The 17,669-nt window shown below is 47.6% G+C and carries 14 protein-coding genes and 1 riboswitch; of the genes, 13 read left to right on the top strand and 1 reads right to left on the bottom strand.

All coding sequences use genetic code 11. The features are described from left to right. Positions 1-83 precede the first annotated feature (83 nt). From P9687_RS03570 to P9687_RS03615, 10 genes are all read left to right on the top strand, one after another. Positions 84-1,427, top strand: a complete 1,344-nt coding sequence (locus P9687_RS03570; RefSeq protein WP_017551671.1) for a murein hydrolase activator EnvC family protein — start codon at positions 84-86, stop codon at positions 1,425-1,427. A 228-nt stretch (positions 1,428-1,655) separates the two neighbouring features. Continuing rightward, entirely contained in the window at positions 1,656-3,101 is a 1,446-nt protein-coding gene (gene cls / locus P9687_RS03575) for a cardiolipin synthase (protein ID WP_014095865.1), read from the top strand. Positions 3,102-3,200: 99 nt separating this feature from the next. Further along, positions 3,201-3,308: riboswitch (SAM riboswitch) on the top strand. 103 nt (positions 3,309-3,411) lie between these two features. Further along, complete coding sequence (locus P9687_RS03580; RefSeq protein ID WP_061564987.1) at positions 3,412-4,710, top strand: O-acetylhomoserine aminocarboxypropyltransferase/cysteine synthase family protein; 1,299 nt, start codon at positions 3,412-3,414, stop codon at positions 4,708-4,710. Between the two features lie 254 nt (positions 4,711-4,964). Beyond that, positions 4,965-5,948, top strand: coding sequence for a homoserine dehydrogenase (locus P9687_RS03585; RefSeq protein ID WP_061564986.1), 984 nt, complete (start codon positions 4,965-4,967; stop codon positions 5,946-5,948). A 394-nt stretch (positions 5,949-6,342) separates the two neighbouring features. Next, complete coding sequence (locus tag P9687_RS03590) at positions 6,343-7,779, top strand: S41 family peptidase (protein ID WP_017551675.1); 1,437 nt, start codon at positions 6,343-6,345, stop codon at positions 7,777-7,779. Positions 7,780-8,976: 1,197 nt separating this feature from the next. Continuing rightward, entirely contained in the window at positions 8,977-10,173 is a 1,197-nt protein-coding gene (locus P9687_RS03595; protein ID WP_235801682.1) for a PDZ domain-containing protein, read from the top strand. 312 nt (positions 10,174-10,485) lie between these two features. Beyond that, a complete protein-coding gene (locus P9687_RS03600) occupies positions 10,486-11,436 on the top strand; it encodes an ABC transporter permease (protein WP_035182202.1) in 951 nt (316 codons plus the stop codon). Then, positions 11,429-12,379: an iron chelate uptake ABC transporter family permease subunit gene (locus P9687_RS03605; protein ID WP_035182199.1), complete on the top strand. Its 951-nt coding sequence runs from the start codon at positions 11,429-11,431 to the stop codon at positions 12,377-12,379. The genes P9687_RS03600 and P9687_RS03605 overlap by 8 nt, the downstream gene beginning before the upstream one ends. Further along, on the top strand, positions 12,373-13,131 hold the full coding sequence (locus P9687_RS03610; protein ID WP_026684167.1) for an iron ABC transporter ATP-binding protein: 759 nt from the start codon (positions 12,373-12,375) through the stop codon (positions 13,129-13,131). Before P9687_RS03605 ends, P9687_RS03610 begins: the two co-directional genes overlap by 7 nt. Before the next feature lie 14 nt (positions 13,132-13,145). Continuing rightward, a complete protein-coding gene (locus P9687_RS03615) occupies positions 13,146-14,084 on the top strand; it encodes a siderophore ABC transporter substrate-binding protein (RefSeq protein WP_026104641.1) in 939 nt (312 codons plus the stop codon). 56 nt (positions 14,085-14,140) lie between these two features. Here the strand turns inward: P9687_RS03615 and P9687_RS03620 are convergent, their stop codons facing one another. Next, complete coding sequence (locus P9687_RS03620) at positions 14,141-14,377, bottom strand: indolepyruvate ferredoxin oxidoreductase subunit alpha (RefSeq protein WP_026104642.1); 237 nt, start codon at positions 14,375-14,377, stop codon at positions 14,141-14,143. A gap of 306 nt (positions 14,378-14,683) precedes the next feature. On the opposite strand from P9687_RS03620, the gene P9687_RS03625 reads away from it, so the two are divergent. The 3 genes from P9687_RS03625 to pnpS all read left to right on the top strand — a co-directional run bounded on the left by P9687_RS03625 (position 14,684) and on the right by pnpS (position 17,594). Next, a complete protein-coding gene (locus P9687_RS03625; RefSeq protein ID WP_014095855.1) occupies positions 14,684-14,986 on the top strand; it encodes a DUF5316 domain-containing protein in 303 nt (100 codons plus the stop codon). Positions 14,987-15,096: 110 nt separating this feature from the next. Beyond that, positions 15,097-15,789: a response regulator transcription factor gene (locus P9687_RS03630; RefSeq protein ID WP_061577191.1), complete on the top strand. Its 693-nt coding sequence runs from the start codon at positions 15,097-15,099 to the stop codon at positions 15,787-15,789. 17 nt (positions 15,790-15,806) lie between these two features. Beyond that, on the top strand, positions 15,807-17,594 hold the full coding sequence (pnpS, locus tag P9687_RS03635) for a two-component system histidine kinase PnpS (protein ID WP_061577190.1): 1,788 nt from the start codon (positions 15,807-15,809) through the stop codon (positions 17,592-17,594). Positions 17,595-17,669 lie beyond the last annotated feature (75 nt).

A 17,669-nucleotide genomic window follows, 5' to 3' on the forward strand; every position in this document is an offset into this window, starting at 1 on the left:
GTTCATTTTAAAACACAGGAAAAACGGGGCGTTGCGTCCCCGGATACATAAAACAAAAACATTTTGCTTTGAGGGGGAAAAAGATGAAGAAGCGTTCCATTCTGCCTGCTGCCGTTGTGTTCACGCTCAGCTTGGGCGGCATGCTTGGCTACCAGTCCAATGCTGCTGCGGCCGGCGATTTGCAGCAGAAAAAAAGCGAGATTGAGAGTAAACTTTCCAATGTCGAATCAGAGATGAACAAAAAAGAAAACCAGATTTCCGACATTCAAGACAAGCAGGCTTCTCTCGGCGGCCAGCTTGAGGCCATTGAATCGAAAATTCAATCGGCGAACAAAAAAATCAGCGAGCAGGAACAGAATATCAGCACAACGAAAGACCAGATTGCTGATTTGAAGAAAAATATCGCTGAAATCAAAAAGCGGATTGAAGACCGGAACGCTATTTTAAAAGACCGCGCCCGTGCCATGCAGAAAAACGGCGGCGGTTCGGTCAATTATTTGGATGTTTTTCTTGAAGCGAAAAGCGTTGGTGATTTTATTGACCGCTTTTCAGCAGTGAAGACATTGGTTGAAGCAGACCGGCAAATTTTGGAAGAACAGAAAAAAGATGAACAGGATTTAAAGGACAAACAGGCTTCAGTGGAAAAGAAACTGTCCGATTTGGAATCGATGCTGTCTGATTTACAATCATTAAAAGACAGTCTGAAACAGGATGAGAGCGAGAAATCGGCATTAATCAAAAAGCTGGAAAAACAAAAAGACAGCCTTAAAGAAGAGAAAATGTCGCTGAGTGAACAAAAGAGCATCCTGGCTGACCAAAAAGCTTCCATTGAAAAAGCCATTGCGTTTGCGAAAAAGCAAGCGGAGGAAGAAAGAAAGGCTGCAGCAAAAGCAGATGCAGCAGCAAAGGCACAAACGAATGCAGGATCAACAGGATCAGCAGGATCAAACGCAGGGACAACCCGCTCTGCATCGGTCAAGTCAAGTTCCGGGAGCCATTCCGGCGGATCCCTTCCGCAAGTATCTTCCGGGTCCTTTACGCGACCGGCATCCGGATATATTTCATCTGAATTCGGCGGGCGTTCCGGCGGGTTCCATCCGGGCATTGACATTGCCAACAGCATCGGGACACCGGTTGTCGCTGCAGCCGACGGTGTCGTGTTCAGGGCGTACCACTCTTCTTCATACGGGAATTGCGTCATGATCACCCACTATATTAACGGGAAGTTGTACACAACCGTTTATGCCCATTTGAGCTCGTACAGCGTCAGCACCGGGCAGCACGTCAGCAAAGGGCAGCAGATCGGAGCAATGGGAAATACCGGGGAATCAACAGGACCGCATCTTCACTTTGAAATTTATAACGGCCGCTGGACACCACCGCCACATACCGGTGCCCAAAACCCGAGAAACTATGTTAACTTTTAATAAGGACGAAAAAAAGAACCGTATCCATTGGTGCGGTTCTTTTTGCATGCAATGGCAGGGAAAGTGCTGTACGATAGGTAAGGCGCAAATATTATGGTATGATACAATTGTTATTTTTGCTGCGCAAACATATCCTATATCAATTCCAAAACACTTCACCGTGTTCCCGGATACCGGCCGGGAACAAACCTCAAGCAGGAACAAAGGGTGTACGAAAAGGAGAACGCAATGATTATAACGGTACTACTGGTTATCTTGTTTCTTTTGAATTTTATTCTGGCGGGAACCGTTATTTTCCTGGAACGGCGAGATGTCGGCGCAACTTGGGCATGGCTTTTGGTGCTATTATTCCTGCCGATTGCCGGCTTTATCCTGTATTTGGTATTCGGGCAAAATTTAAGCCGCCGGAAAATTTTTGACTGGAAGGTACAGGAGAAGATCGGCATTAAGGAAATTTCCCAGCAGCAAATTGAACTGCTGCGCGAAAACCGGTTTCCGTTTCATGATGAGCGGACAATCCAGTACAAGGATCTCGTTTATATGCTGCTGATGAATGACGGGGCAATCCTTTCCCAGGACAATCATGTCGATATATTTACAGACGGCAGGAAAAAATTCGAGGCTTTATTTGAAGACATCCGGAATGCAAAAGACAGTATTCATCTTGTATATTATATTTTCCGGAATGACCGCCTCGGCCATGAATTGATTGAACTGCTGTCGCAAAAAGCAAGAGAAGGCGTAAAGGTGCGGCTGCTTTATGATGATATGGGGTCGCGGATGCTGTTCCGCCGCAAATTTTTCCGGCCGCTTGTTGTTGCTGGTGGGGAAGTGGCGTCCTTTTTTCCTGCCCGGATCCCGCTCGTCAATTTGCGCGTCAATTTCAGGAATCACCGGAAATTGGCGATTATTGATGGGCAGATCGGATATATCGGCGGTTTTAATGTCGGGGATGAGTATCTTGGCCTGAATAAGAAATTCGGTTACTGGCGGGATACGCATCTACGGATTGTAGGGAGTGCTGTTTATGCCATGCAGACCCGCTTTATTTTGGACTGGAATCAGGCGTCACCGCATGATGTAAGAGATGAAGAACGTTATTTCCCGGTCATCCCATCGCAGGGTGAAACCGATATCCAAATCGTCTCAAGCGGCCCCGATTCTGAATGGGAGCAGATTAAAAACAGCTATATTAAAATGATCAATTCCGCCAAAAAATATATTTATTTGCAAACACCGTATTTTATTCCGGATGACAGCCTCCTGAATGCGCTGACGCTTGCCGCCTTATCCGGAGTGGATGTTCGGATTATGATTCCAAATAAACCGGATCATATGTTTGTCTATTGGGCGACGCTTTCCAACATCGGCCAGCTGTTAAAAACGGGCGTCAAAGTGTACATTTATCAAAAAGGGTTCATCCATGCGAAAATGATTGTCGTAGACGGGAAAATTGCTTCCGTTGGGACGGCCAATATCGATGTGCGCAGTTTCCGTCTCAATTTTGAAGTGAACGCCGTGCTGTACGACCGTGAGCTTTCCGGCACACTTGCCGGCGTTTTCCGGGACGATATGGCCGAATCAACCGAATTAACGCTCCATGATTACCAGAACCGGCCGCTTTATGTGCGGTTTAAAGAGTCCATTTCCCGGCTATTGTCGCCAATATTGTAGAAGAAAAAGAAAATTTTTTCAAAAAAAGGTTGACGGTTTGCCATTGTTCTTCTATAATCTTAAACAATAAGTCATTCAAAATTGAATTATGAAAAGAAACTCTTATCGAGAGCGGCGGAGGGACTAGGCCCTGCGAAGCCCGGCAACCTTCAGGCATTTGCCTGAAAAGGTGCTAATTCCTACAGACATGCGTCTGAAAGATAAGGGAGGAACTTACATACATTGTAACCCTCTTCCCTTACGAAGAGGGTTTTTTCATTTCCTCTTCCATCTTTCACGAAAAAATTTTAAAAAATCAGGAGGCTTTAAAATGACACAACCATCATTCCAACCGGAAACTTTATTGTTGCACGGCGGCCAGGAACCGGACCCGGCGACAGGATCGCGCGCCGTACCGGTATACCGGACGACTTCTTACGTTTTTCCGGATACAGAACATGCGGAGGGCGTCTTCAATTTATCAAAAGAAGGTTTCATTTATTCCCGTCTCGGCAATCCGACTGTGGATGTTTTTGAAAAACGTGTTGCTGCACTGGAAGGCGGAACAGCGGCTGTCGGTTTATCATCCGGCGCATCGGCCATTGCCTTTTCCATTTTGAACATCGTGCGTGCGGGTGATGACATCGTATCCGCCAGCAATCTTTACGGCGGCACCTATAATTTGTTTGCTGTGACATTGCCGAAATACGGCATTAACGTCAAGTTTGTGGACGGGTCCGACCCTGAAGCGTTCCGCCAGGCGATCACCCCGAAAACAAAAGCATTGTACGCGGAAATTATCGGCAACCCAAGCCTGCAGGTGCTCGACGTGGAAAAAGTGGCGGAAGTGGCCCATGAAAACGGTATTCCTTTGATTGTCGACAACACGTTTGCTTCTCCGTATGGCGCGAATCCGATCAAATGGGGCGCGGACGTGGTTGTCCATTCGGCGACAAAATGGATCAGCGGGCACGGAACGGCGATCGGCGGTGTTGCCGTTGACGGCGGGCGTTTTGACTGGAACACAGACAAATTCCCGGACTTTAGCGAACCGGATCCGAGCTATCACGGCTTGCGCTACGGCGTCGACACGGCACAGGCTGCGTTCGCCACAAAACTTCGCGTTCAGCTTTTGCGCGACTTCGGGCCTGCTTTAAGCCCGGACAACGCCTTTTTATTCCTGCAAGGGCTTGAAACGCTGCATCTGCGTGTGGAAAGGCATAACGAAAATGCATTGAAAGTCGCGGAATTTCTGAAAAACCATCCAGATGTTGCTTGGGTCAATTACCCGGGCCTTGAAGACCATCCGTCCCATGAGCTGGCGCAAAAATATTTGAACGGCGGTTACGGCTCCATTGTCAACTTTGGTGTGAAAGGCGGCCGGGAAACAGGAAGACGCGTGATCGACAATGTTAAGCTGTGGTCGCATGTAGCGAATGTCGGCGACGCGAAATCGCTGATCATCCACCCGGCAACGACTACGCATTCGCAGCTGAGCGATGAAGAACTGGAAAAATCAGGGGTCACAGGCGATTTGATCCGCCTGTCCGTCGGGCTTGAAGCCGTCGAAGATTTGACAGCCGACCTCGATCAGGCCATTACAAAAGCAACAGCCGTTACAGCCCGGTAAAAGCGGGGAGCGGGTCCGGCAGATTCGTGCGAAGGCCGCCATGCGAATGCCAACAGGCGATCCGGAAAACTTATACGATGTTCTGGGCTGATCCCATTGAACAATGTTGCGGCCCGGACGGTCTGCATACCTGATCCAGATCGGGAGCTTCTGGATACCGGCTGCACCGAATACTGTCGGACCGCTTGACCGTTTTAAATGAACAAAACGCTTCAGAGGCGAAAGAGCGCTAGATGTAGGGAGGAGTTTGGATAATGAGAGTGATTAAAGCAGCGCTGCTCGGCTTTGGGACGGTCGGCCAGGGCGTGTACGAAGCGGTCCGGACCCACCGGGAGCAGCTGAAAGAAAAGCTGCATGCCGAGGTAGAGATTGCAGCGGTTCTGATCAAAAACCCCCGTAAAAAGCGGAACATTGACAGTTCTGTACTCGTCACGACGGACTTCCGGGAAGTTCTCGCCATTCCCGGTCTTGAAGTCGTGTTTGAAGCGATTGTCGGGGAAGAACCAGGCTTTTCCTACTGTTTACAAGCGATTGAAAAAGGCTGCCACGTCATTACTGCCAATAAAGTCATGTTTGCACGATATGGAAATGTGTTGCTTGAAAAAGCGAGAGAAAAAGGCGTGTTTGTCGGTTATGAAGCGACAACTGCAGGCGGCATCCCTGTGATCCGGACGATTTCCCAGCAGCTTCAGGTCAATGACATCCAGCGTGTACAGGCGATTTTAAACGGCACATCCAATTTTGTTTTATCGGCCATGCGCGAAAAACATCTTCCGTTTGAAGAAGCGTTGGAAATCGCCAGGCAGCACGGCTACGCAGAAGCTGACCCGGGCAATGATGTAAAAGGGCAGGACGCCTTTTGCAAGCTGATGATCCTGAGTCGGCTCGTATTCGGAACCCAGCCGGACTGGGAGAAAGTAGAAGTTGAAGGCATAGGCGGCCTCTCGCTTGCGGATATTGAAAGAGCGGATCGGCAGGGACTCCGTTATAAGCATATTGCGGACATATACCGTGATGGCGGTACGCTGAAAGCATCCGTTAAGCCTGTCCTTGTCCCTCCCGAACACGCCCTTTATGCGGTGGAAGGCGTCAACAATGCCATCACGATTTACGGCAGCCTGATCGGAAAAATTACCCTTACAGGTCCGGGTGCCGGAAAATTTCCGACGGCAAGCGCCATGATTGAAGACTTTGCGGCGGGTTACCGGCCCGTTCCGCAATTGGATGCCGTTTCGTGAACCAAGGAAACGTATCCATATTTTTTGCGATGCTAAGATGTCATTTTAGCGCGGGGGGAGAACCCCTCAACCTCTTTACGGCTTCTTCCGTTTTTGCTTTGCCGGCTTAGCGGAAGAGGCTTCTTTTTTACATGTTGTGATGGTGGCTCCGTCCCGTTCGTGCTGTTTTGTGAACAGCATGGTCATGGCCGGATCGCGTATCCCCTAAAGAAACCAGAGCCCGTTTTGCATTACGCATTTTTTAGCTTCACGGCAGCCTGTTTGCATCCTCGGCGGGACTTTCGCCGTCTTTTTCCGCTACCCGGCATATGCCCCCCGGCTTGTACATATATTGAATTATCGAGATGAAGAACCCCGCTTTTGGCGGCGCTTCTTGTACAAGGAGGGCATCACCATGAAACGAAAATGGCTGGCGCTTGCGATTTCGGGATCGCTGCTTGCCGGTGCAGGCGGCGGCTATACGGCAGGCCAATGGTTTTCACAAAAGGACAAGGCAGCCCCCACCCGCCAGGAAACAACCGGTGGGACAAGCAATATGCCGGACCTCACAAAAATTGCCCAGGCATACCAATTAATCAAAAGTTCCTATGTCCGGAAAGTTGACGAAAAAACACTCGTGGAAGGCGCAATCAAAGGCATGGTCAGTACATTGGACGATCCGTATTCCGTCTACATGGACAAAGAGACAGCCGCGCAATTCAATGACACGCTGGATTCCTCTTTTCAAGGCATCGGCGCCGAAATTACCAAAAAAAACGGAAAAATACTGATTGTTTCTCCTTATAGAAACTCCCCGGCGGAAAAAGCGGGACTGCGCCCGGAAGACGTGATTACAACAATTAACGGAAAAAGTACGGCAGGCATGGACTTATACGAAGTGACAACACGAATCAGAGGAAAAAAAGGCTCCAATGTGAAGCTGGGTATTTCAAGGGCCGGATCCGGCAAACAGATGACAGTGACGGTCAAACGTGATGAAATCCCGCTTGACACGGTCTACTCGAAAATGAAAAAGGCAAACGGGAAAAAAATCGGTTATATCGGCATTACCCAGTTTTCAAAAGATACGGCAACAGATTTTGCACAGCAGCTCGAAAAACTTGAAAACCGCGGCATGGAAGGGCTTGTTATTGATGTACGGGGAAATCCGGGCGGCCTTCTTTCCAGTGTTGAAGCGATTCTCAAGCAGTTTGTTACAAGAAACAAGCCGTATTTGCAAATTGAGGAACGGAGCGGGCACCGTGTCCAGTATGTGTCCAAACTGAAGAAAAAGAAGGCTTACCCGGTTGCGGTTCTCGTCGATAAAGGCAGCGCGAGCGCTTCTGAAATAATGGCGGCAGCACTTCATGAAACGGAAAATTATCCGTTAATTGGCGTCCGGACATTCGGCAAAGGGACGGTGCAGGAAGCGGTGCCGATGGAAGATGAGAGCATCATCAAACTCACCATGTTTAAATGGCTTACGCCCGATGGCCATTGGATCCATCATAAAGGCATTGCCCCGACGATTGAAGTGAAACAGCCGGACTATTTTGATGCCCAGGCTTTGCAAATTGCACACATTTTGAAAAAGGATATGAACAACACCCAAATCAAAACCGCCCAGCAAATGCTAAAGAGTCTTGGTTTTTCACCGGGAAGGGAAGACGGTTATTTCGATATCCAGACGGAAAATGCCGTCAAGGCGTTCCAGTTTGACAAAGGCCTTCCGGTAACCGGCAGCATCAATCAAAAAACGGCCGATGAAATGGAAAAATCGCTGTACAAAATGGCGCACGCGGAAAAAAACGATTTGCAGCTGCAAGTCGCATTAAAGGTTGTCAGCAAGTAACACCGTTTTAGCGGACCGGGTTGCAAGCCAACGTGCAGCAACTTGCTTTTTTTGCCCTTAACTCTCATGTCTCTGTCTTACTGCCACTTTTTGCGACTCCCAGCGCAATTGTAAAAAAACGGAAAAATAAACGTGGATGCCGGTTTGGACAGAAAATCTATGAGTCTGGAAAAAATCCTTATGGTCATTGTCTTATGACGGTAATATAATAAAGAAAAGATAACTATGCCTTTGAAAAAGGGGTTAATGATGTATTGGAAATTAAGAATTCCTTTATTGTTACTTGTTTTTGGTGTTACAGCTGGTTTTTGTCAAAAGTATCCCACGCTCTTTTTGGCGAATGTAAGTAACTTTGTAGCAAGTGCAGTATATATTGGATTGGTAGCAGTCATAATTCTTATTTTAGAAAGAACAGGAATAAACGAAAAAAGGTCCACTTCCTTTTTGCAATTCTCTTAATTTGTGTAGGATACTTATTTGACAGTTGGATGGCATAAGGGCTTGCTGAACGAATCCGCTTCTGCGTTTGTCCCCACTTTGTCAGTAAGCTCTAGAAGAACTTCGAAAATGCGATTATGTCTTTTCTATACATTGAATCAGTTTTCAAGTGCAAGCTTTTCTTTGGATTTTTATAATCCCCTTGTATTTAAATTTTTGCCAAAGCTGTCAGCATCCTTGCCAAATCTAGGAATTTTACTTATTTAGCAAGCCCTATGTTAAGGAAGCGCGGGAAAAAGAAGGCCTTTCTTCACATAGAGTCCGTCTACGTTAAGAAAGCAAGCAAAAACGAGACTCTTCCTTCACATAGGGCGCGTCTAGTTATGCCCCTTTGAACTGTCCTCCGGAACTCTTTGAAGTCCATCCCCGCAGCGAGGCACGAGCGAGGAGGCTCGCCGGCCGCCCACGAAAAGCGAGTGGATTTCGCGCGCATTAACACCCCTGTTATCCATCTTTATACAGAAATATTACGTCACTTCGGGGCAGCTTCCTCCTGAGCCAGGAAAGCAAGCATAGCGCGGTAGCCAAAAGTGTACAAAAAGAGCGTCTTAGAATACCCGATTTTAAACCCCTGTCGCGAAAAACTTGGTACATATCCCTATCGCTGAAAAACTTGACACATACAAAATCCGGAATTTCGAAGCGCTTTTCGCCAAAATCTGCTAAAATAATACTACAAATAGGTACGTGCGGGGGATGGTGTTTCGGTTGGAACAGATTTGGCTCATTGAAGTGTTAAAAGGCATCGGAAGATTTTTTCTCCATCCGATATTCTATTATGCGCTGTTGCTCGCGCTCGTTTCTGGTGCGGCAAGAGTGAAGCGGGAAAGAAACGATTTTCATATCAGGATTTATAAAGGATCGCTTGAACTGCGGTCTTTATTTCCTGCCGGGCTCATATGCGGGTTGATCCTTTCCGCTCTCTCAGTGGCGGCGGGGGTTGAAGTGTCATGGCCTGTTCTTGCTGCGGTGGCGGCTGCGACGATTTTATTTTCGCTCGTAGGCCAATTCCGGTTTCTCTCACCGGCATTTACCTTGGTCATACCGGTACTCCTGTTTTTTGTTTTCACATGGCTGCCGGTTCAACTGCCGGATTGGATGAGCGGCACAACCGATGCGATGGTTGCCGGGCTCTCCATTTTAGCAGGTCTTCTTTTGTTAGCGGAAGGCGTGCTGCTGAGGACAAGCGGCACGAAGCATGTTTCCCCGAAACTGCGGAAAAGCCGGCGCGGTTTGAATGTCGGTGCATTTGTGGCCAAAAAACTCTGGCTTGTGCCGGTCGTTTGTTTTCTGCCCGCAGGCCCGCTTTCGGTCACCGCTTCATGGTGGCCTGTTGTGAACTGGGGTGGACATACGTTTTCACTGGTGCTTGTCCCGTTTTTAATCGGTTTCCAGCACCAAATCCAGAGCACTTTACCGCAATCTGCATTGAAGCGGATCGGGACCTGGGTTATTTGGGCGGGCATCATGACGACCGCAATCGGAGCAGCAGGGCTCTATTTTCCTTATTTTCCTGCAGCAGCAGCCGTTTTTGCCATTGTCGCGAGAGCATGGATCTCCATTCGCCACCGGATGCGTGAAAACAACGCACCGTATTATTTTACACAGCAGAACAACGGCATGATCGTTTTAGGGATCATACCGGGTTCAAAAGCGGAGAAAATGGGGCTTTCCATCGGTGAAGTGATTTCCAAATGCAACGGCGAGCCCGTTCGCAATACGGATGAATTTTACCGTGCCCTACAGAAAAGCCCGGCTTATTGCAAACTTGAAGTCATCGATACGAACGGGGAAATGCGCTTTGCCCAGGGCGCGCTTTATGAAGGCGAGCATCATGAACTTGGCATATTGACCGTAGAAAATAACATCAACTGGGATCCGGACCAGGCGGGATGACCGGAAAATAGAAAGCGGCGGAAACTTCCAAAAGGAGGTCCCGCCGCTTTTTTCATCGACACATCGTAACCACAATTGCGTTTGTCACTGACCATCTCGTACGGAGGCGATTTCAAAAGGCCGGTTGCGTTTTTCGTTGACTATGATCCTTGCAATTCTATCTGTCAAAATTCAAAACCTGTTTTCTATGGAAAACACGTTAAAAATATTGAAAACTTAATTGACAATGATTCTCACTATCAATATAATTATAATTGATAATGAAAATCAATTACAACGAGCTGACAAAAGAAACGGGGGAGTACGAATGGAATGAAAAAAAGATATTTAGTGCCCCTGCTTGCCGTCCTGTCCATCATTTCAATTTTCATCGGCGCAGAAAATATCAGACCGGCGGATATGCTCCATTTAAGCAGGGAGCAGACGGAAATTTTGCTGGCAAGCCGCCTGCCGCGTCTGATCAGCATCATCATTGCAGGCATGGGCATGAGCATCTGCGGCCTTGTGATGCAGCAGTTGACGAGAAATAAATTTGTCTCCCCGACGACAGCCGGCACGATGGACTGTGCCCGGCTCGGCATTTTGGTTGCGATCATTCTGTTTTCGGCGGCAAGCCCGCTGATCAAAATTGCGGTTGCTTTTTGCTTTGCACTGGCTGGCACCTTGCTGTTCATGAAAATACTGGGCCGGATTAAATGGAACGATACAATTTTCATCCCGCTTGTCGGGCTGATGTTTGGCAATATCGTAAGCTCTGTATCGACTTTCTTTGCGTATAAATTCGATTTAATCCAGAGCCTGTCCTCATGGCTGCAAGGCGATTTTTCAGGCGTGCTGAAAGGGAAGTACGAGATGCTTTATTTAGCAGTTCCCGCCGTTTTGGTCGCGTATGTGTTCGCAAACCGGTTTACGGTCGCCGGCATGGGGGAAGATTTTGCCAAAAACCTTGGCCTGAATTACAAGCAGGTGGTCAATATCGGCCTTGCCCTTGTCGCGCTGATTACTTCGGCAACTGTACTGACAGTCGGCACCATCCCGTTTCTGGGCTTAATTATTCCAAATATTGTGTCCATTTACCGCGGCGACCATATGAAAAAAAGCATTACGGTGACGGCGCTGCTTGGGGCAGTGTTCCTGCTATTTTGCGATATTTTGGGGCGCCTTGTCATTTATCCATATGAAGTGCCGATCAGTTTAACAGCCGGCATCATCGGGAGTGGCATTTTTGTATATTTGCTGCTGAGGAGACACGCTTATGCATAGTCGTTCAAAACTGCTTATGCTTGCCGCAATCGCAGCGGGCCTCATAGCAGCGTATATTTGCATCGGGTCTTACTGGGATTTCAACTATATTATCCCGTCAAGAATCCGGAAAATTTTCGCCATCATTCTGACCGGCTGTGCGATTGCCTTTTCAAGCCTTATTTTTCAGACGATTACGAACAACCGCATTTTAACGCCGAACGTGCTCGGGCTGGATTCCCTTTATCTCATGATCCAGACGGCGGTCGTTTTTGCAATGGGGGCCAAAACGCTAACGATGATGCAGAACCATGTCAATTTTGTGGTTTCACTTGTGGCGATGGTGCTGTTTTCTGCCGTTTTGTTCCATTTGATTCTTCGCCGGGGCAGGCAAAATATGTATTTTCTGCTATTGATCGGGATGATTTTTGGCACTTTATTCGGCAGTTTCACTTCTTTTATGCAAATGCTGATCGATCCGAATGAGTTTCAGGTGCTGCAGGATAAAATGTTTGCCAGCTTCAACAATGTGAATGTCCATTTGCTGTGGGTTTCTTTTGTGCTTGTTGTATTGTGCGGGTTGTATTATTTGCGTTTTGCCAAGTTTATGGATGTGATGCTGCTCGGGCGGGATCAGGCGGTCAACCTTGGTGTCGATTATAACCGGGTAGTGCGGCATCTGCTTTTGATTGTCGTCATCCTTGTCTCCGTCTCGACAGCGTTGGTCGGGCCGATCACATTCCTTGGCCTGCTCGTTGTCAACGTCGCTTATCAATTTTTTGATACATACCGGCATACAATCCTTATACCGGGTGCAATGCTGATCAGCGTCGTCTTCCTGACAGGAGGGCAGTTGCTTGTGGAAAGAGTCTTCCAGTTCTCTGTTCCGCTCAGCGTCATCATCAATTTTGCCGGGGGCATCTATTTTATTTACTTACTTTTAAAGGAGAGTCGCGCATGGTAAATGTGATGAATGTCTTAAAAAGCTACGGGAGCAAGAAGGTCATTGACCATGTGTCTGTTAAAATTCCAAAAGGAAAAATCACTTCTTTTATCGGGCCAAATGGTGCCGGGAAAAGCACCCTGCTTTCGATCATCAGCCGGCTTGAATTTTCGGATGAAGGGGATGTATACATAGACGGGGAGGCCGTCAGCCGTACAAACAGTAAAAAGCTGGCGAAAAAAATATCCATCCTGAAGCAGTCCAATCATATGAACATCCGGCTGACAGTAAGGGAACTTGTCGCATTCGGGCGCTTTCCGCATTCAGAAGGGCGGCTCACGGATGCGGATCAAAAAATGATTGATCAAGCGATTGCCTATATGGAATTGGAAGAATACGAGAACCAGTACCTTGATGAACTGAGCGGCGGGCAACGGCAGCGCGCTTACATCGCAATGGTTATGGCCCAGAACACGGAGTATATTTTGCTTGATGAACCGTTAAATAATCTTGACATGAAACATTCGGTCCAGATTATGAAAGTGTTGCGCAAGCTTGCCGATGAGCTGGGCAAAACCGTTTTAATTGTCATTCACGACATTAATTTCGCCTCGTTTTATTCGGATTACATTGTGGCGATGAAAGACGGGAAAATCGTAAAACAGGGAAAAACGGATGACATCATTCGCCCTTCTGTTTTAAAGGAAATTTACGATATGGATATTCAAATTCAGGATTACTGTCAAAATAAGTTTTGCTTATATTACGGATGAAAAGGGGATTTGAGATGAGAAAGCGCTATTTAGCTGGAGTCATGATTTTGTTGTTAGCAGTATTTGCTGCCGGGTGCGGAACGAAAGAAAGCGCCGGGGGTAGCAGTGCCTCATCAAAGAAAATAACTGTAAAGCATGAACTTGGAACCACGAAAGTCACGGAAAACCCAAAGAAAGTCGTCGTGTTTGACTTTGGTGTGCTGGATTCGATGGATAAGTTGGGCATTAAAGTGACAGGTGTGCCGCAGGACAATCTTCCGTCATATTTGAAAAAATACAAAAGCAGCAAGTATGAAAATGTCGGCGGCGTCATGGAACCGGATTTTGACAAGATCAGTGAAATCCATCCGGACCTGATCATCATTTCCGGCAGGCAGCGGGACAACTACAAGGAATTTAAGAAAATTGCCCCGACGGTTTATATGGGGCTGGATCCAACGAAGTATATGGATTCCTTTAAACAGAATATGGAAACGCTCGGCAAAATTTTCAATAAAGAAAATGCCGTGAAAAAGCAATTGGCCGATATTGATGATTCAATCAACAGCCTGCATGCAAAAGCGGAAAAAGTGAACGGCAAAGCGTTGATTGTCCTGACGACCGGCGGAAAAGTGAGCGCGTTCGGGCCGGGTTCGCGATTTGGCATCATTCACGACGTATTCGGTGTGCCGGCTGCGGACAAACACATCAAAGCATCCATTCACGGGCAGAATGTGTCATTTGAATATATCATGAAAACCAATCCGGACTATTTGTTTGTCATTGACCGTGATGCAGCCATCGGGCAGGGCGGAAATGCCAAGAGCATCATCGAAAACGACCTCGTCAAGAAAACGAATGCTTACAAGAACAAACATATCGTTTACCTTGACCCGGGCTACTGGTACCTTTCCGGCGGCGGGCTCGTCTCCGTATCCGAAATGGTGAAAGAAGTCCGGAATGCGATTGATTAAGCCGTGCCAACGCCCGGTTTTAAAAATAACCCCCGCATATGGTGCGGGGGTTATTTTTACTCTGAATAAAATTTGCGGGCTTTTTCCAGGAAGGCCATATCCTCTTCTTCCAGTTCTTCTTCATGATAGATGGCTTCTACCGGACAAACTGCCTGGCAAGCGCCGCAATCGATGCAAATATCCGGGTCGATAAAGTACTGGTCTTCCCCCTCGGCAATACAATCCACGGGGCATACATCCACGCATTCGGCCGCTTTTTCGCCGATGCACGGTTGGGTAATTACAAATGCCATTTTCCAGATCACCTTTTTCCTATATGTTAATCATTATCCGTCTAGCGTTGCGTTTATATCCATCCATTTTGCCAGCCGGACATCCCCGGGCCGGCAGGGTGACAATACGCAATATTCGAAGCCGGGCGTCCATGCTTTATCTTTTAACGATCATTTTTAATATAACAAAATGGTAGGAATCTTTCAATCAAAACTCTCTGCGTGTGGGAAGGAGATTTAAAAAACACGCAACAAGAGACGTCTTAAAAGCAGGACATTTTATGACGGAGGCTGAATATAACAATAAAGAAAAGGAGGGGGCAAAAATTGAAGGCATATGCTGTTATAACCGGAATGATCATTGCTGCGGCTGGCATCATTGCAGGGCTGTTTACCAGGGATTTTTCAAAAACCTATTGGATCTGCGGGATAGCGGCAGCAATTGGGATTGTTTTCTCCGGCATCACGATGGGGGCGTTTGTGGGCGGCATGGAGACACGGGCTAACTATTTTTCTGAAACAAAAGAACATCACCAATCAAGATTCAGCCTGACGATGCTTTTTTTCCTGTTCGGATTGCCGAATCTTATTGCCGTTCTGGCAGTATTTCTCATCCAAATGTACGCTTAACATTTACATATTTTCCGGCCGCGCGCGGAATGCTTGAAATCCGGCTTTACAATGGAAAAGCAGGCACGATACAATGAAGAAAAACAAGTCGGGGAGCGGGGCTATAACAGATGGCTAAAAAAATTTTGGTTGTGGATGATGAACCATCCATTGTGACCCTTTTAAAATTCAATCTCGAGCAAGCCGGTTTTGAAGTGCTGACTGCCAGTGACGGAAACGAGGGATATGATACAGCGAGGAGAGAAAAACTTGATGTCATTATTCTCGATCTGATGCTTCCGGGCATGGACGGCATGGACGTTTGCAAGCAGCTGCGGCTTGGGAAAATCAATACGCCCATTTTAATGCTGACAGCCAAAAGCGATGAACTGGATAAAATTCTCGGCCTTGAACTCGGGGCAGACGACTATATTACAAAACCGTTCAGCCCGCGGGAAGTGGTGGCACGTGTGAAAGCGATCCTGCGGCGGGCAGAAACAAAAACAGAAGAAGAAACCGCTGAGGCGATAAAAGTGGGCGACCTGCGCATTTTACCGGAACAATTCGAAGCCTATTTTAAAGAGAAAAAACTGGAGCTGACCCCGAAAGAATTCGAATTGCTTTTGTATTTGGCAAACCATGCAGGAAAAGTGTTAAGTCGCGACCAGCTGCTTAATGCTGTTTGGAATTTCGATTTTGCGGGTGATACAAGAATCGTCGACGTACACATCAGCCACCTTCGCGAAAAAATGGAAGAAGATACGAAACAGCCGCAATATATTAAAACAGTCAGGGGTTTTGGCTATAAAATGGAAGTGATGTAGCAGGAAAGGGCTATGCAATGAATAAATTATGGATCCGCATTTTTATTGCATTTTTATCGATTTTGGCCGCCGTATTGCTGGCCATCGGCTTTTTCGTTGCTGATATGATTCAACATACATATATGGACATGGCGCGCACGCAGCTTTCCCAGGATGCAGATCTACTGATGAAAACGATCCGTCCGCAAACATTCAAAGACAAGCCGGATGTACTGCAAGGAAAAGTCCGGCATTATTATTCCAACCACGAACCGCGTATTACCATCATTGATACAAACGGGAAAGTGCTCGCAGATTCGGACGATGATCCGGCAAAGATGGAAAATCACGCAAACCGACCGGAATTCAGGCAGGTTATAAGGCAGCATAAAGCAAGCGGTGAGTCCATCCGCTCAAGCCATACGCTCGGGTACAATATGATGTATGTCGCAAATCCGGTAAAAGAAAATGGGAAAGTTATCGCAGTCATCCGGACCTCCATTGCGCTTAACCGGATTGATGCTGTGCTAAAAGGATTGTGGTTCAGCCTCGGGCTTGCAATGGCGGTGGCCTTCCTCATTTCCGGCTGGATCAGCTATGTGCTGGCACGGAAATTTACGCGCCCGATTGAAGCGAGCATTGAGGTTAGCAACCGCCTGATTGAAAAAGATTATGACAGCCGTGTCCGTGTCAATGCAAGCGGGGAATTGCGGCAGCTGACAAAAGCCATTAATAATCTTGCCCATAACTTAAAGCAGCAAATGAACGAGATTGATGAAAACGAGCAGCAGCTGACCGCCGTATTGGAAAATATGGACAGCGGGGTCATGCTTATTCAGACATCGGGGCGGATCATGCTCGTGAACCGGGCAATGGAAGAAATGACGGGTTTGTCGTCCGGCGAATTGATTGGAAAGCGCCATATCGAAGCGGGAAAAAGTTTCGGGCTCAGCCAGCTGATCGATCGTTCATTAAAAACGGGTGAACGGTTTCGGGACGAGGTCCATCTTTATTACCCGAAAGAGCGCATTCTCGATGCCCATATTGCGCCATATGTCGGGGAGAGCGGAGAGCTGCGCGGCGTTGTGGCGGTCCTGCACGACGTAACAGAAACGAGACGACTTGAGCAGATCCGCAGCGAGTTTGTTGCAAATGTCTCCCACGAATTGAAAACGCCTGTCACCTCTGTCAAAGGGTTTGCGGAAACGCTTCTGGACGGTGCCATGTATGATGAAGCGACACTCAGGGAATTTTTAAAGATCATCTATGACGAGTCTGACCGGCTGCACCGGCTCATTTCCGACATTCTCGATTTGTCCAGGATCGAGCAGCACCGCATTCCGTTGAAAATGGAACAGCTCAATGTGGTGGATGTTGTCGCAGAGACCGCCCAAACGATGCGGAAGAGAATAGAAAAGAAACAGCTGGAACTTGTCCTGCCACAAAAGCGGCACGTCATGATGGAAGCAGACAAAGACCGTCTCCGCCAAATCCTGTTGAATTTGGTAACGAACGCGATTGCCTATACGCCGGATAAAGGCAGGATTGAAATCAGCCTGATCGAAAGGGAAAATGAACTGGACTTGATTGTAAGCGATACAGGCATTGGCATTTCTGAAAGGGATTTGCCGCGCATCTTTGAACGGTTTTACCGGGTCGATAAAGCCCGGTCAAGGCAGTCCGGCGGCACCGGGCTCGGTCTTGCAATCGTTAAGCATCTTGTTGAATCGTACCATGGCAAGATCCGAGTGGAAAGCGAGGAAGGAAAAGGCAGCACCTTTATAGTCACCCTGCCACGGACGCAAACCAGGCCGGACGCTGTTTAAAAGTGCCCGGCCTGTTGCTTTTTGCGGATATGGGAGGTGTTCATAAGCGGGATGAAAGACAAAAAAGCAAGAGCT

Origin of the sequence: Weizmannia sp. CD-2023 (genome assembly GCF_036225245.1) — a bacterium.
In the GTDB taxonomy this organism is placed as follows: domain Bacteria; phylum Bacillota; class Bacilli; order Bacillales; family Bacillaceae_C; genus Weizmannia; species Weizmannia faecalis.